The 17,136-nt window shown below is 71.8% G+C and carries 6 protein-coding genes; 4 read left to right on the top strand and 2 right to left on the bottom strand.

Translation table 11 applies throughout. The features are described from left to right. Window positions 1–106: 106 nt before the first annotated feature. The 4 genes from L8M95_RS12190 to L8M95_RS12205 all read left to right on the top strand — a co-directional run bounded on the left by L8M95_RS12190 (window position 107) and on the right by L8M95_RS12205 (window position 9,880). Window positions 107–1,072 carry a cutinase family protein gene (locus tag L8M95_RS12190; RefSeq protein ID WP_260486405.1) on the top strand — a complete coding sequence of 322 codons (966 nt, stop codon included), beginning with the start codon at window positions 107–109 and terminating at the stop codon, window positions 1,070–1,072. Window positions 1,073–1,245: 173 nt separating this feature from the next. Beyond that, the gene (gene fadD32, locus L8M95_RS12195; protein ID WP_260486406.1) at window positions 1,246–3,192 is read left to right on the top strand and encodes a long-chain-fatty-acid--AMP ligase FadD32; all 1,947 of its coding nucleotides are present in this window, start codon (window positions 1,246–1,248) and stop codon (window positions 3,190–3,192) included. A 92-nt stretch (window positions 3,193–3,284) separates the two neighbouring features. Then, window positions 3,285–8,330: a polyketide synthase Pks13 gene (gene pks13 / locus L8M95_RS12200; RefSeq protein WP_260486407.1), complete on the top strand. Its 5,046-nt coding sequence runs from the start codon at window positions 3,285–3,287 to the stop codon at window positions 8,328–8,330. A 56-nt stretch (window positions 8,331–8,386) separates the two neighbouring features. Beyond that, on the top strand, window positions 8,387–9,880 hold the full coding sequence (locus L8M95_RS12205) for an acyl-CoA carboxylase subunit beta (protein WP_260489243.1): 1,494 nt from the start codon (window positions 8,387–8,389) through the stop codon (window positions 9,878–9,880). A gap of 414 nt (window positions 9,881–10,294) precedes the next feature. On the opposite strand, the gene L8M95_RS12210 is transcribed toward L8M95_RS12205, so the two are convergent. Next, complete coding sequence (locus L8M95_RS12210) at window positions 10,295–13,663, bottom strand: arabinosyltransferase domain-containing protein (protein ID WP_260486408.1); 3,369 nt, start codon at window positions 13,661–13,663, stop codon at window positions 10,295–10,297. Between the two features lie 22 nt (window positions 13,664–13,685). After that, a complete protein-coding gene (locus L8M95_RS12215) occupies window positions 13,686–17,132 on the bottom strand; it encodes an arabinosyltransferase domain-containing protein (RefSeq protein WP_260489244.1) in 3,447 nt (1,148 codons plus the stop codon). Window positions 17,133–17,136 lie beyond the last annotated feature (4 nt).

A 17,136-nucleotide genomic window follows, 5' to 3' on the forward strand; every position in this document is an offset into this window, starting at 1 on the left:
CCGACACCCTCAGGGGTCTCACGGAACCCCGACCGTCCTCGGGACGTTGACCGATCGTCGGCCGCCCGCCACAGTCGCGTGGGCAGGCCGGGAAGGAGTTCGTATCGTGGCTCGTGGATCCCGTCGTGGCGGAGGCCGTCGTCTCGGTTGCTCGCTGGGGGCGCTCGTGTTGGTGGTCCTGCTCGTCGTGGGCGTCGGGTGGTGGATCGGGAACCGCGGACTCCCCACGGGCCCCGACGGACCGCTGCCGACCCCGGGGGAGCCGGAGTTGACCCAGCCGGCGGACTGCCCGGACGTGGAGATGATCGCCGTACCGGGGACGTGGGAGAGCAGCCCGACGGACGACCCGTACAACCCGGGCTTCCTGCCCAACGCCCTGCTGCGGACCATCACCGACCCGCTGAGCCAGCAGTACCCGGACGACCGGCTCGAGGTGTTCACCGTCCCCTACGTGGCGCAGTTCAGGAATCCGCAGGCGCCCAACGAGATCCCCTACGACCAGAGTCGGGCGGAGGGCACCGAGCGTGCCCGTGCCGAGCTCGCCGCGACCCACGAGCGGTGCCCGTACACCTCGTTCGTGCTGCTGGGCTTCTCCCAGGGCGCGGTGATCGCCGGCGACCTCACGAGCGAGATCGGCACCGGCAACGGTCCGGTGCCCGCCGACCTGGTCCGCGGATCGGTCCTCATCGCCGACGGCCGCCGACTGCCGGGCGAGGGGCGGTCACCGGGTCTGTCCCCCGGGAACGGCCAGGGCATGGAGATCTCCCTGCAGCCGGCCACCGGCCTCACCCAGCTCATCGCCGGCGCCACCATGACCGGACCGCGCCCGGGCGGATTCGGCGAACTCGCCGAGAGGACGGCCCAGATCTGCGACTCCCGCGACCTGATCTGCAACGCCCCGCTCAACGTCGTGGACGGAGCGGCCCGGTTCCAGGAGTTCGTCGCCAACAACGCCATCCACGCGATGTACGCCACCAACCCGGACGTCATCGAGGGCACCACGGTCCCCGAGTGGACGATCGGGCACGTTCGCGAGCTCGTCGACGGCGCCCCGGAGATCGCCCACGGGTGAGCGGTGGGCCCCGCCTCCGGGGGCCCGGGCGACACGCCTGACGTTCCGGATGATTCGGAGTTCGGATGTGCTCTGGGGCAGGCTGTAGGATCGACCAAGCTTGTCGTCAGTGCACCCGGCATTTCCGTGGTCGACGACGTCGACCAACGTAAGACGGATCGGAACGGAGCAACGTGGAGTTCGAGCAGTACCACGACGCCAGCGGGGCGATCGTCATCCCTGATCGCACCACCCTCGTCGATTTCGTCGAAGCCAACGTCTCCGCCGCTCGCGAGGATCCCGCCGAGGACGGGCTGATCTACCGCTACATCGACTACTCGTCCTCCCGCGACGGCGAGGTGCACGAACTCTCGTGGTCGCAGTTCGGTGACAGGCTCTACGCCATCGCCGCCCGTCTGCAGCAGGTCGCGAAGCCGGGTGACCGGGTGGCCATCCTCGCGCCGCAGGGTCTCGACTACATCGTGTCCTTCTTCGCGGCCATCCACGCGGGGCTCATCGCGGTTCCCCTCTTCGACCCGGACGAGCCCGGTCATCACGACCGACTCCACGCCGTCCTGGCGGACTGCGCGCCCGCGGTCATCCTCACCTCGACCGAATCCGCGGCCGGTGTCCGCACGTTGTTCCGTTCCCTGCCGGCCCGCGAGCGTCCGCGCACCGTGGCCGTCGACGCCATCCCCGCCGAGCTCGGCTCGGGCTGGACCAGGCCGGAACTCGGTGCCGACGACATCGCCTACCTGCAGTACACCTCCGGATCCACCCGGGTGCCAGCCGGAGTCGAGATCACCCACCGCAACGTGGTCACGAACGTCATGCAGCTGTTCGACGGGCTCGGGCTGACCCGCGCGTCGCGCGGCGTCACCTGGTTGCCGCTGTTCCACGACATGGGCCTGCTGACGGTGATCCTCCCCGCGATGGGCGGGGCCACGATCTCGGTGATGAGTCCCCGCGCGTTCGTGCAGCGCCCGGGCCGCTGGGTCTCGCAGCTGGGCGCCATGTCGGACGGCGACGGGGTGTTCGCCGCCGCCCCCAACTTCGCGTTCGAGCACGCCGCCCGCCGGGGCCTTCCCCGGGAGGGCGAGACCCTCGACCTGTCCGGCGTGACCAGCATCATCAACGGTTCGGAGCCGGTCACCCCGGCCTCCATGCGTGCCTTCAACGAGGCCTTCGCGCCCTACGGACTCGCGCCGACCGTCATCAAGCCGTCCTACGGCATGGCCGAGGCGACCCTGTTCGTCTCCTCGCCGCGCCGCGACGACGAGGCGATCGTCATCCACGTGGACCGGACCGATCTCAACCAGGGCGTCATGACGGTCCTGGACCCGGCGCAGGTGGAGGGCAACGAGGACGCCATCCCGCAGGTCGCCTGTGGATACGTCGCCCCCAGCCAGTGGGCGACCATCGTCGACGCGAACATCGACGAGGCCACCGGTGAGCACGACGGCACCGGTCGCGAGCTCCCCGAGGGCCGGGTGGGCGAGATCTGGCTGCACGGCACCAACGTCGGGCGCGCCTACTGGGGGCGCCCCGAGGAGTCCGACGCCACGTTCGGCAACCGGTTGGTGGAGCGCCTGGACGAGGGGTCCCGGACGGTCCGCGAGTTCGGGACCGTGCCCGAGGACGCGCGGTGGCTGCGCACCGGGGACTACGGCGCCTACGTGGACGGTCAGCTGTACATCACCGGACGCGTCAAGGACCTCGTGATCGTCGCGGGCCGCAACCACTACCCGCAGGACCTGGAGAACACCGCGCAGGGTGCGTCCGACGCACTCCGCCCCGGTTTCGTCGCCGCGTTCTCGGTGCCAGCCAACCAGTTGCCGATGGAGGCGCGTAACGGCGCCGACATCGCCGCCGATGACTCCTCGGAGACGCTCGTCGTGGTCGGCGAGCGCGCACCCGGCGCCGGTAAGGCGGACCCGGGACCGATCGCGGACGCGGTCCGTTCGGCGATCTCCGCACGACACGGCGTCACCGCCCAGGATGTGCTGTTGGTCCCGGCCGGATCCATCCCCCGCACGTCCAGCGGCAAGATCGCGCGTCGCGCGTGCAAGGCGGCGTACGTGGACGGCACCCTCCGCGGGGGCCATCAGCAGTCCGCCTTCCCGGATCTGCCGACGCAGTAGCGTCCGGCGACCGGGCCGGTTCAAGGCACCACGGGTGCCCCGCCGCGACGGGACACACCGGACGACACCCGAGGGAAAGGCGAGCCACGACGATGGCACAGAGCGAGATGACGGTAGTGGAGCTCCGCGAGTGGATGCGGGGCTGGGTCTGCCGGGCCACGGGGCTCGACATCTCCAAGGTCACCGACGACCGCTCGTTGGAGGAGTACGGCCTGTCGTCCCGCGACGCGGTGTCCCTGTCCGCCGATCTCGAGGACCTCATCGGTCGCCCGCTCGACGCGACCGTCGCCTACCAGCACCCCACCATCGCCTCGCTGGCCGAGTACGTCGTCAACGGGCCGGTCGAGACCGACGAGCCCACCGACTTCCACACGTTCCGTGACCGCGGCGCGGGCATGGAGTTCGACGTGGCCGTGATCGGGCTCGCCACCCGGTTCCCCGGCGGCGCCGACACCCCGGAGGCGACCTGGGAACTGCTCGCCTCCGGCCGGGACGCCACCACCCCCCGCCCGGACTCCCGCTGGTCGGAGTGGGCGGGCGACGCCTACGTCCAGCAGGTCCTGGCCGAGGCCCCGGACCGCGGCGGCTGGCTCGACGACTCCGAGGTCAAGGACTTCGACGCCGAGTTCTTCGGCATGAGCCCCCGCGAGGCCGAGATGGTCGACCCGCAGCAGCGGCTCGCGCTCGAGCTCACGTGGGAGGCCCTGGAGAACGCCCACCTGCCGGCCAGTGACCTCAAGGGCCACGAGGTCGGCGTCTTCATGGGCTCGTCCTCCAGCGACTACCAGGTGTTCCTCACCTCGGACTCCGCTGCGGCCTCCCCCTACGCGGTCACCGGCGCCTCCAACTCGATCATCTCGAACCGGGTGTCCTACACGTTCGACTTCCGCGGCCCGTCCATGACACTGGACACCGCCTGCTCGACGTCGCTGGTGGCGATCCACGAGGCCGTCAACTCCCTGCGACTGCACGAGTCGGATCTCGTCGTGGCCGGTGGCGTCAACATGATGCTCGCGCCCGCCGCCACCATGGGCTTCGCCAAGACCGGCGCCGCGCTCAGCCCGGACGGGCGGATCAAGGCGTTCTCGTCCGACGCCAACGGCATCTGCCGTGCGGAGGGCGGGGGAGTGTTCATCCTGAAGCGCCTCTCGGAGGCCGAACGGGACGGGAACGACATCCTCGCCGTCATCAAGGGGTCCGCGGTGAACTCGGACGGCCGCTCCAACGGCATGACCGCCCCCAACCCCGACGCCCAGGTCGCGGTCCTGCGCCAGGCCTACGCCGACGCCGGTGTGGACCCGCGCGAGGTCGACTACATCGAGGCGCACGGCACCGGCACGATCCTGGGCGACCCCATCGAGGCCACCGCCCTGGGGCAGGTGCTCGGTCGCGGGCGCGAGGCCGACCGGCCCACGCTGCTCGGCTCGGCCAAGACCAACTTCGGCCACATGGAGTCCGCCGCCGGCGCCGCCGGTCTGGCCAAGATCATCCTCGGGATGAACAAGGACGCCCTGCCGCCCACGATCAACTTCGCGGGCCCCAACCCGTACATCGACTTCGACGCCGCTCGACTGAGCGTGGTCACCGAGACCACCGAGTGGCCGCGCTACAGCGGCCGCGCCCTGGCCGGCATCTCCGGGTTCGGGTTCGGCGGTACCAACGCGCACGTCGTGGTGGCCGAATACCAGCCGGCGGCCGGCGCGGCCGGCGAAGCCGAGGCGGGCAACGCAGCCGGCGCGGACGAGGCAGCCGGCGCAGCCGAGGCGGACGACGCAGCCGAGGCGGACGACGCAGCCAGCGCGTCCGACGCGGACGACGTCGCCCGCTGCGTGGCCGAGGCCGTGGAGCGCAACGCCGACGAGCTGGCCACCACCGGGACCTCCGTGGCCGGTGCGCCCGCGACCGTGCTCGTGGTCTCCGGCTCCCTGCCGTCGCGGCGCAAGTCAACCGCCGGCCAGATCGCCGACTGGCTCGAGGCCCGGGACGACTCGATCGACCTGGGTGCCGTCGCCCGTACCCTGGCCACCCGCAACCACGGGCGGTCCCGCGGGGCCGTGGTGGGCCACACCCGCGCCGAGCTGGTGGCGGGCCTGCGGGCCCTGGCCGCCGGCGATCCCGGGCCCGGCGTGTTCAGTGCCGACGCCCCCGCCGGCACCGGCGACGTGTGGGTGTTCTCCGGTTTCGGCTCGCAGCACCGGAAGATGGCCAAGGAGCTGTACCTGTCCAACCCGCTGTTCGCCTCGTGCCTGGACGCGGTGGACGAGCTCATCGACTTCGAGGCCGGGTACCGGATCTCCGAGATCATCCTCGACGACTCCCAGACCTACGAGCTCGAGAATTCCCAGGTCGGGATCTTCGCCATCCAGGTGGCGCTGATCGACACCCTGCGCGCGCTCGGGGCCAAGCCCGAGGCCGTCATCGGCCACTCGATGGGCGAGGTCGCGGCCGCCTACGCGACCGGTGGACTCGGCCTCGAGGACGCGGTGCGCGTGATCTGCGTGCGGTCGCGTCTCATGGGTGACGCCGAGGGCCAGGTGTCGGACGACGAGGCCGGCGCCATGGCGCTGGTCGAGTACTCGGCGGAGGAGATCGCCCGGATCATCGCCGACAACCCGCAGTTCGCCTCGATCGAGCCCGCGGTCTACGCGGCGCCCACCCACACCACGGTCGGCGGGCGCGCCAAGCCCGTCGCCGACTTCGTGGCCTGGGTCGAGGAGCAGGGCAAGTTCGCCCGTCAGCTACAGGTCCGCGGCGCCGGCCACACGTCGGACGTGGACATGCTCCTCGGCGAACTCGCCGCCGAGATCGCCGGTCTCGAACCGCACGAGCTCACCTCCGGCCTGTTCTCCTCGGTCGACCGCGAGACCTTCTACCGCGCCGGCCACGAGCCGGTCCACGCCGAGGAGTACTGGGTCAAGGGCATGCGTCACTCGGTGTGGTTCACCCACGCCGTGCGCAAGGCCGTGGAGGCCGGGTACGTCACGTTCCTCGAGCTGGCGCCCAACCCGGTCGCGGCGATGTCCGTGGCCGCGACCTGCTTCGACGCCGGCCTCATGGAGCCCAACCTGCTCCACACGCTCAAGCGCAAGGAGTCGGAGGCCGACACCCTCCTCCACGCGATCGCGCAGCTGTACGTCCACGGTCACACGATCGACATGCCCAGCGTGGTGGAGATGATCCACGGGTACGTCACCGGCCCGGACCGGTATGCACCGGTGCCCGGGACGGCCTGGAAGCGCCGGACCCTGTGGCCCAAGGTCACCGCCGGTGGCGGGTCGGGTGAGGGCCGCATGCCGGGCTCGCACGTCGCGCTGCCCGACGGTCGCCACGCCTGGCAGGTCCGCGCCGAGGTGGTGCCCAGCGTCGACGCGCTGATGACCGCCGCCGCGGCGTCCGTGCTCGACGGCGCGACCCTCACCGCCGTGAACCGGCCCGGTGTGTTGCCGGCCGCCGGTTCCGTGACCACCACCATGACCCCGCACCCGGGTGGCGCGTCGGTGCAGGTCCACGCCCGGACCGGTGAGGGCTCCGGGACGTTCGTGTTGGTCGCCGAGTGCGCGGTGACCGGGGGCGCCCCGATCGCCCCGGAGTCCGCGCCCGAGCAGCACTACGTGTCGAGTGAGTCCGACGCCCCAGTGGTCGACGAGGACGAGGACGACGACGAGGTCGACAACCGCTGGAATCCCGAGTCCGGCGAGTCGATCGGCGACCGACTGGCCCGGATCATCGGGTCGTCGATGGGGTACAGCCCCGACGACCTGCCGAGGGAACTCCCGCTGCTGGATCTCGGCCTGGATTCGCTCATGGCGGTGCGGATCAAGAACCGCGTCGAGCACGAGTTCTCCATCCCGCCGCTCGAATTGCAGGCGATGCGCGACGCGTCGCTCGACGATGTCGCGGACATGGTGCGGTTCGCCGTGGAGAACCCGGAGCAGGTCGGCGACCTGGCCGCCCAGCAGGCCCGCGGTGAGGGCGCCGTCGACGTGGCCGCACTGCGCGGCGACGCGTCGGTGTCCGACGCGGGCCCCGGCGCCGATGACTCCGCGGTCTCCATCGCGCCCCGCGACGACACCGAGCGCATGGCGTTCGGTGCGTGGGCCGTGGTCACCGGCGCCGCGGCGCCCGGCGTGACGGGCGCGCTGCCCGCGATCGACGAGGACACCCGGACCGCCCTCGCCGAGCGGCTCTCGGCCCGCTCGGGCGGCGACATCACCGCCGCGCAGGTCGCCGGTGCCACGACGATCGCCGAGGTCGCGGACCTGCTGCGTCCGTTCACCGAGGTCGCGGTGGAGGGCAACATCCGCGTGCTGGCCGAGGGGTCGGCCGAGGGCACCCCGCTGTTCCTGTTCCACGCCGCCGGCGGGTCGTCGTTCGTGTACGAGCCGCTGGTCGACCGACTCGGCGCGGACACCCCGGTGTACGGCGTCGAGCGAGTCGAGGGGCCGCTGGAGGAGCGGGCCGCGAGCTACCTGGACCGCATCCGCGAGATCGCGGCCGGCCGTCCGCTCGCCGTGGGGGGCTGGTCCTTCGGCGGCGCGCTGGCCGTGGAGGTGGCCCGGCAACTGCGGGCCGCGGGCGACGAGGTGGCGCTGGTCGTCCTGCTGGACACGGTGCAGCCGTCGGAGCCGATCCCCGACACCCTCGACGAGGCCGAGGCCCGGTGGCGGCGATACTCGGAGTTCGCCAAGCGCACCTACGGGCTCGACGTGGAGGTCCCGCGGGACTTCCTCGCCGAGCACGGTGAGGACGGCGTCCTGGACATGCTGCTCGGGGCACTGGGTGCCGAGGCGGGCGTCATGGGCGGTGGCGTCATCGAGCACCAGCGGGCCAGCTTCGTCGACAACCGCATCCTGCAGAGCGCGGACCTGTCCTCCTGGGCCGGTATCGGCGCGGAGGTGCCGTTCGTGCTCTACCGGGCCGAGCGCATGCACGACGGGGCGATCGAGCTCGAGCCCCGCTACGCCCACATCGACCCGGACGGCGGCTGGGCCCGGATCGTGGCCGATCTGGAGGTCGTCCAGCTCGAGGGGGACCACCTCGCGATGGTCGACGAACCGGTGGTCGGTACCGTCGGTAAGCATCTGGCGCGTCGGCTCACCGAGCTCGACGCGGGTGTACGGAAGGGATCAGACGCGTGACGGCGAAGACCACCGCGGAGAAGCTCGCGGAACTGCGGGTCAAGACCGAGCAGGCCATGGACCCGGGTAGCGAGCGGGCCAAGGCCCGCCGCGACGCCGCGGGGCACACCCCGCCCCGGGAGCGCATCGGGCTGTTGCTGGACGCCGGCAGCTTCGTGGAGATGGGGCAGCTCGCCAAGGCGCCCGGCAGTCCGGACAACCCGTTCGGTGACGGCGTGGTGACCGGCCGCGGCACCATCGACGGTCGTCCGGTGGCCGTGTACGCGCACGACAACACGGTGTTCGGCGGGTCGGTCGGCGAGGGCTTCGGCAAGAAGGTCTGCGCCATCATGGACTTCGCCATCAAGGTCGGTTGCCCCATCATCGGCATCAACGACTCCGGTGGTGCCCGCGTCCAGGACGCCGTGACCTCGCTGGCCTACTACTCCGAGATCTCGCGTCGGCAGTACCCGGCCTCGGGCTACGTCCCCCAGATCTCGATCATGCTCGGCAAGTGCGCGGGCGGCGCCGTCTACGCCCCCGCGACGACCGACTTCGTGATCGCGGTCCAGGACCAGGCGTACATGTTCGTCACCGGCCCGGACGTGATCCGTCAGGTCACCGGCGAGGACGTCACCATGGACGAACTCGGTTCGGCCCTGCAGCAGGCCAAGAACGGCAACGTCAACCACGTGGCCGTCAGTGAGCACGACGCGTTCATGTACGTGCGCAACCTGCTGAGCTACCTGCCGTCCTCGGCGGCGGAGAAGGCCCCCCGGATCAACCCGGGCCTCGAGCCGGAGCCGACGGAGTCGGACCTGCACCTCGACACGATCATCCCGGACTCGGACAACGCCGCGTACGACATGCACGACGTGCTCCTGCGGATGTTCGACGACGGCGAGTTCGTGGAGACCTCTGCGCAGTTCGCGTCCAACATCATCACGGGCTTCGCCCGGGTCGACGGCGAGTCGGTCGGCGTCATCGCCAACCAGCCACTGCACCTGTCGGGGGCGTTGGACATCGACGCCTCCGAGAAGGCGGCCCGGTTCATGTCGCTGTGCGATGCGTACTCGATCCCGCTGGTCTACGTGGTGGACACCCCCGGCTATCTCCCGGGCGTGCAGCAGGAGAAACTCGGCATCATCCACCGCGGGGCCAAGATGGGGTTCGCCGTGGTCGCGGCCTCGGTCCCCAAGGTCACGTTCGTCGTCCGCAAGGCCTACGGCGGCGCGTACGCCGTCATGGGGTCCAAGAACCTGGGCGGCGACCTGAATTTCGCCTGGCCGACCGCCCGCATCGCGGTGATGGGCGCCGAGGGCGCGGTCGACCTCTTGCAGCGTCGTCAGATCGAGGAGGCGGGCCCCGAGGAGGGGCCGAAGCTCCGCAAGCAGCTGATCGACATGTACAACGAGTTCATCGCCACCCCGTACACCGCCGCCGAGCGCGGGTACATCGACGCGGTGATCGAGCCGTCGCAGACCCGTCTGGTGCTGCGCGGTGCGCTGAACCAGCTGCGGGACAAGATCCGCAACGAGCCGCCGCGTAAGCACCCGATCGCCCCGATGTGATCGACGCGGGCGGGGCCACGCCATCCGGCCGATGGCCACCGGCCCCGCCCGCGCACCTGGCACCCGCCCACGCGGCACGCGGCACCCGCCCACGCGGCCCGCGCCCACGCGGCCCGCGCCCACGCGGCACGCGTCTGCTCGCGCTGCTCCCGCGCCAGCTCGCGCTGCCCCGTTGACCTATGCGTCCTGAATGGTCCGTTCTCCCAGCACAACCCTGCGGTAGCCGTACAGAGAGCGCGCATGACCCGACGAGGCAGCGGACCCGGCGGGGATGCCATGCCTCGGTGCCCGGGCTGACACCGAATGCGGCTCCGGCAGGGACGAGAAAGGGGCCCGCCGTCGGCTTCTGCCTCCGGCGAGCCCCTGTCAGCGCGGAACTGTCCCCGATCCGGGTCGGTCCCCGCTCCGGGCCGGTCAGCGCTCCGGGTCGGTCACCAGGATCGGCCCCTCGGGCTCCCACCAACCCCAGCGGGTCTCGGTCCCGGTGGTCACCTCCGCCGGCGCCGGCGGGGTCTCCTGGTAGGTGCCCAGCGGGGTGTACGCCTCGATGGACCCCCAGTCGCGGTTCCAGTCATGCCGCAGGTACGACGGGATCGTACGGGCACGCTGAGCGGTCTCGACCCAGCCCAGCGGGCCGCCGGACTCGTAGGCCATCCACGTGCTGGTGGCGCTCACGGCGAGCGGACGGTCGGGCATGATCCGGAACTCCGGCAGCTCGGCCACGCCCGCGTAGTGCGCGAACGGCCGCTGGCACGGGAACTGCAGGCTCACCGCCCAGTCGAGCAGGACGGGCGACTCCGACCCGACCATCTCCTGGACCGTCACGAGCTCGGGCGCTCGAGGCGGAGTGATGGCCGCCCACTGCTCGGGGGTGAGGTCGTTGTCGTCGACCCGGACCCGCATGACATCGGCGTCGGCGGGGGCGTCCTGCATGTCCACCCGCAGGTTGCGCCACGTGGGGGCGGGTCCGATGTCGAACGGCACGACCGGCTCGCCGATCATGTCGACCCCGGCGTCACCGGACCGGCCGAACTCGACCACGACCTCCTGGCCGTACTTGTAGAGACCGTCGGCGTCGTAGCGGCCGATCCGACCCGCCGCCGAGATGACGATCAGCGGGTGGGACTCGCGGTTCTCGGGAAGCCGGTACCAGCCGGTCTCGAGACTCGACTCACGCTGCGGGCCGACGAAGAACGAACCGAGCACCGGGGTGGTGGCGGGGTCGAGTCCGAACGGCAGGGCCACCGTGGACTCGTTCACGCCCTCGGCCCCGCGGCCACCGGCGGTGCCTGCGCTCTCGCCGGTACTGACGGACGGCCCGCCGCCGGGCTCGGAGGTGGTGTTGGCGGCGCCGGGATCGGCCACCACCGCGTCCGCGGACAGGTCCGGGGCGACGCCGTCCGGGGTGAACGCGGTGTTCTCCCCGGCTTCGATGGCCGCGGCCCGGTCCCGGGGGTCGATCGACCCGTCGGGCAGGGGGGTGGCGTCGAGCGGGTCCAGCATGCCGGCATTGGCGTCGGGCTCGACGAGGACCTGGTCGGCGAGCATGCAGGGGTCGCCCGCCAGCGCGGACAGGTTGCCGGCGGCGATGTTGTAGGCCGGGTACTGCTTGTGGATGCCCTTGGCGAACGAGGCGATCGAGAAGACCACCAGCAGACCCGCGACCACCGCGATGGGGGCGGCGGCGAAGGTCCGCACGCGGCGGCGGCCCTCGGAGGTCCGGGGCGCCCGGTCGCCGGTGTAGTCGCGGCGGAGGTGCTGCCAGCCGGCGAAGGCGAACGTGAGCACGGCCAGGGCGAGGAGCACGCTGGCGGCGTCGATCCCCCGGACGCTGGGCGCCTTGTCCCACCACGGGATGCCGTAGCTGGAGACGTACCACCAGCCGTTGGGTCCGGCGAACGCGAGCGCGACCACCACCAGGATCACACCGAGGAACAGCGTCCGGTTGCGGGCCGTCCGGACGGCGGACGCGGAGATGGCGAGGGCGCCGAGCGCGGCGATCGCCCCGCCGATACCGGCGTACACACCGAAGTGGTGGGTCCACTTGGTCGGCGAGAACATCATGAAGAAGGCCGTACCCACGACCACGCCGACCAGGCGCCAGACGGGACCGGAGGCGGCGCCGGGCACCTTCCCGCGGCGCAGCATCGTGCCGATGACCAGGGCCAGGCACAGCAGGACCAGCAGCACCGGCAGACGGCGGGCGAGCGAGCCGTCCACCGTGGGGATCATCAGGTAGTAGTAGCGGACGAATTCCTCGAACCAGTTCAGGTTGGGCCCGATCTCGCCGCGGACGCGGATGGCCTCGAGGACGGAGGCGAGGCTCTGGACGCCGAAGACCACGATGAGCACCATCGTGCCGGAGGCCAGCACCGGGGCGATCAGCGCGAGATACGACCCGATCCGGGCCCCGCGCACCACGACGGTGCGGACGACAGCGCGCAGACCCATGATGAGGGCGGCGACGGCCATGAGTCCGGTGGGGCCGGTGGCCAGCGAGAACGAGGCGATGATCACCGCGATCGCGAACGGCAGCATCCGGCGCGTGGCTATCGCCCGTTCGACGGAGACCCAGGTGAGCAGGGCGCCCAGCGCGATGACGGGTTCGGGCCGGAGTCCGTTGTTGAACGCCATCCAGAAGGCGAGGAAGACGGCGGCGGCGCTCCAGATGACGACCGGGGTGGTGCGCGCGGCGCGGCCGAGTCGGGGCAGGACCTCACGGCTGATCACCAGCCAGCACAGGATGGCCGCCACGAGGGCGGGCAGACGCATCCACGGGCTGGCCGTGGAGACCTGCGAGAACAGCGTGAGGAGGTCGTAGTAGGGCGAGCCGAAGGGAGACTCCGGGACCCCGTACCAGCGGTAGTAGTTGGCCATGTAGCCGGCCGGATCGGCGGCGCGGGCCATCGACAGGATGTAGCCGTCGTCGGAGGTGTTGCCGCCGATGAAGTGCCAGATGGCGAGCGTGCCGATGACGGCGATGTCGGGCGGCCGGATCCTGAACCACCCGCGCGGCAGGAAGCGGCGGGCGCGCCGACCGTCGGTCTGGTCGAGTGCGTGCAGGGCCCACAGCGCGACGGCGGTGGCCAGGAGGCCGATCACCATCGCCGCCCACTTCAGGGGGGTGGGGTCGGTGGTGAACCGGGAGTCGACCTCGACGGTGGCCTCGAGGCCGGCGGGCACGGCGGTGTCCGAGGGCAGGTCCGTGTAGACGCCCACTACCATCGGGCGCAGGTCGTCGGCGTCCACCCGGCGGGCGGCTGCGGGATCGTCGAGGCCTTCGAACGCGGCCTCCACGTAGGTGGGGGCGGCGACCACGCTGAGCCGGGTGCAGTCACCGGCCTCCACCCGGTCACGCGGGGCGGAGACGATCACGCGGTTGCGGGAGACCACGTCGACCGTGTCGGCGGAGGCGCGCACGAACAGGGCGCGTTCACCGGCCTCCTCGCCGCCGGCGGGAGCGGTCGACAGGAGGATGCCCCCGTCCTGCGGCAGGTCCGCGACCAGGGCGCAGGGCGCGGTGGCGGTGAACCGCTGCGGGGAGTGCGCCATGAGCGGGGCCGTGACCGAGTCGACCGACCCGTTCTGCGGCCACTGGACGGTCGAGGTGGTCTGCGCGACCGGCAGGAACGGCAGGGACAGGAAGCACAGGGTGCCCAGGAGGCCGCTGACGATGGCGATGAGGCGCAGGCGTCCGACGCGGGCGTCGGAGGCGACCGAGCCTGCCACCGGGCCGGTGGCCGGGGGAGTTTCCGGGGACGGGTCCGGTGAGGAATCTGACACGACCACCGATTCTAGGCGACGATCAGTTCATCGGACCCGGCGTGGTCCAGCCCCACCTCATCTCGCTCCCGCGGACCAGCTCGGCGGGACTCGCCTGCGGGTCGAGCGGCTCGAATCGCTGGAGCGAACCCCAGTCGCGGGACCAGTCGTGGTCGAGGTAGGTGGGGACGGTGATCGCCTCGACGGTCTGGGTGGTCCACAGCAGCGGTCCGCCGCCGCCGGCGCTCTGCCACCAGTTCGCCGCGGAGGAGGATTCCCGGTCGGCGAGGATGCGGTACCGGGGGATCTCCGCCACGCCACCGTTGTGCACGAACGGCCGCTGGCACGGGAAGGCCAGTGCGACCACCCAGTCGACGAGTACCGGGTCGGTGTGGCCGATGACCTCGTCGAGGGTGCGCAGTCGCGGGTTCCGCGGCGGGGTCACGGCGAGCCACCAGTCTGGGTCGAGGTTGCCGTCGTCGGCGACCACGCGGACCACCTCGGCCTCGTCGGGGATCGACTCGAGGGGGATGCGCAGGTTGCGCCAGGCGGGCGCGGGCCCGATGTCGATGGGGGCCATGGACCCCATGACCTCGAAGTCCGTGGGCCCCGTCGCGCCGACCCGACCGGGGCGCCCGTACTCGATCCGCAGGTCCCCGCCTCCGATGCGGCCGGCGGCGGCCATGACCAGGAGCGGTCGGTTGGGGCTGCGGGCGGGCAGTTGGTACCAGGCGCTGGTGAGTTCGGCGGCGACCTGGGGCCCGCGTCGGTACGAGCCGAGGACGGGGGTGGTGTCCGGGTCCAGGCCGAAGGGCAGGGCCACGGTGGAGCCGTTGACGGTGACGGCGCCGCGGCCGCCGGTGGTACCGGCGTCCACGCCGTCGCCGGGGTCGCGTTCGCCGCTCTCGGACGTCGCCAGGGAGCCGGAGGCCTCGGTGCTCTCGACGGTGATGGAGTCGGGCAGGCCGTTGGGGGCGAACCCGTTGACCACGCCGGCGCCGAGGGAGATCTCCGGGCCCGCCCCGACCGCTCGGAGCAGGCCGTCGTTGGAGTCCTCCTCCACCAGCACCGAGTCGGCCAGCGCGCACGGTTCGCCGGCCAGTGCCCTCATGTTGCCGCGGCCCACCGTGTAGGCGGGGGTCTGGGCGAACACGGCGGTGACCGCGGAGACCAGCTCGAACACGACGATGGAGAACGCGACGACGGTCAGCGGGGCGCCGTCGATGCCGGTTCCCCGGCGCGGACGCGCCGTGGCGCCGGAGCCCCCGTCGCGCCGCCGCGACGCGGGGGTGTCGGCGTGCGTACGCAGGAACGGCACCGCGCGCCGGATCCGCACGCGCAGTGCGGCGCCGGGGTCGTCGGGCAGGATCCCGGAGTGGATGAGGCCGGCGATGAGCAGGCACACGAATCCGCCGATGAACGCGACGTACTGCACCTGGACCCCGCCGACGGCGGGGAAGGTGTCGGAGAAGGGGATGCCGTAGTCGGACACGTACCACCAGGTGTTGTTGGTGGCGGTGGCGAGTCCGACGACGAGGCACAGCGACGCCCACACGAGCCAGCGACTCCGGCTCAGCGAGACCGTCGAGGAGCGCAGGGCGATGACGGCGAGCACGGCGAGCGCTCCCGCCAGCCCGGCGAAGACCCCGAAGTGGTGGGTCCACTTGGTGGGCGTGAAGACCAGGAACAGCAGCGATCCCGCGATCACGCCGAGCAACCGCCGGGACGGTCCCGCGGCCGCACCGGGGATCCGCCCGCGCCGCAGCATCACGGCGGAGACCAGCACCAGGCACATGAGCATGAGCAGGACGGGGAAGCGCCGGGCCACGCCGCCGTCGGCGGAGACCCCGAACAACGCCTCCCACCGTTCCTTCTCCCCGTACCAGGGCAGGCTCGGGCCGAGCTCGGTGCGGATCCGGGTGGCCTCGAGTACCGCGGCCAGGGTCTGGTCCGCGAACACGGTGTAGAGCAACGCCAGACCCACGGCCAGGACGGGCCCGAGGATCGGTGCCCAGCCGACCACCTGCGCCCGGCGGCGCACCATCCGGACGAACTCGCGCGCACCGGCGGCCAGCGCCGCCACGCACATCAATCCGGTGGGGCCAGCGCCGAGGGAGAACGCGGCCACACCGATCGCCGCGACGCCCGGCACGAGTCGGCGCGTGGCGATGGACCGCTCCACCAGCGACCACGTGAGCAGTGCGCCCAGCGCGATGACCGGCTCGGGCCGCAGCCCGTTGTTGAACGCCATCCAGAACGCGAGGAACAGGGCGGCACCGGTCCAGCGGGGGCCGCGCCAGGTGCGGGCGAGGCGACCCAGGCGGGGGACGACCTCGCGACTGATGATGAGCCACGACAGGATCCCGCACACCAGGGTGGGCAACCGCATCCACGGACTGGCGGTGGAGATCTCGGCGAAGATCCGCAGGATCTCGTAGTACCAGCCCACCGGGGACTCCGGGGAGCCGAGCCAGCGGTAGTAGTTGGCCATGTACCCGCTGGGTCCGGCGGAGCGCGCCATGGTCAGCAGGTAGCCGTCGTCGGAGGTGTTGGCGCCCACGAGGTGCCAGAAGGCCAGGACGCTGATCACCACGCCGTCGACCCCGGACAACCGCGACCACGACCGCGGCACGAACCGCCGGCCCGAACGCCCGTCGATACCGTCGAGACGGTGGAGGAACACCACGGAGGCGAGGGTGGCCAGGACGCCGATCACCATCAGCACCAGCTTGAGCAGCGTGGGGCTGGAGGAGTAGCGGGAGTCGACGGTCACCTCCACCGTCGACTCGCCGAGCCCGTCGGGTGCGGTCGCGGCCGTGAGGTCGGTGAACACGCCGGTGACCTGCGGACGCATGGTGCCGGGCACAGCGGCCCGCACCGCGTCCTCCGCGTCGTCGGGGTCCCGTTCGAGACCGGCGAACTCGGCCACGAGGATCCCGGTCTCGGCACGCACGTTCAGCGTCTCGCACGCGGGGTCGCGCAGGGTGGCCAGGGGCACGGACAGCAACGTGATGTTGCGGACCGCCACCTCGATCACGGGGTTGCCCGCGGCGTTCTCGGCCCGTTGGACCACCAGCCCGTCGGAGATCCGGCCGGGGGCGTCCTTCGGCAGGGTCGAGAACACGATCGTGTTCTCCGGCACCTGTGCGAGCGGCGCGCAGGGAGCGGTGATGGTCAGGTCGAGCGGTCGCCCGGAGACCAGCGGTGCGGTGACCGAGGCGTAGTCGGGCCCGGCGGTCCACTGCACGCGGGTGGTGTCCTGGTTGACCGGCAGTACCCCGGCGAGGATCGCCAGGAACGCTCCGAGGAACCCGGTGATGATCGCCCACCGGCGGTCGCGGTCCATGCCCGGGTAGGGGTGCAGACCGAGCGGACGCCCCCGATCGGCGTCGCCGACCTCGTCGTCGCGCCCGTCGTCGTCGTCGCCCCGTGACACGGCTCCCTCGACCAGGCCGTTACCGGACCCGCGACCGTCACCCGCTCCCCGCATCGTC

Source organism: Dietzia sp. B32, from assembly GCF_024732245.1.
In the GTDB taxonomy this organism is placed as follows: domain Bacteria; phylum Actinomycetota; class Actinomycetes; order Mycobacteriales; family Mycobacteriaceae; genus Dietzia.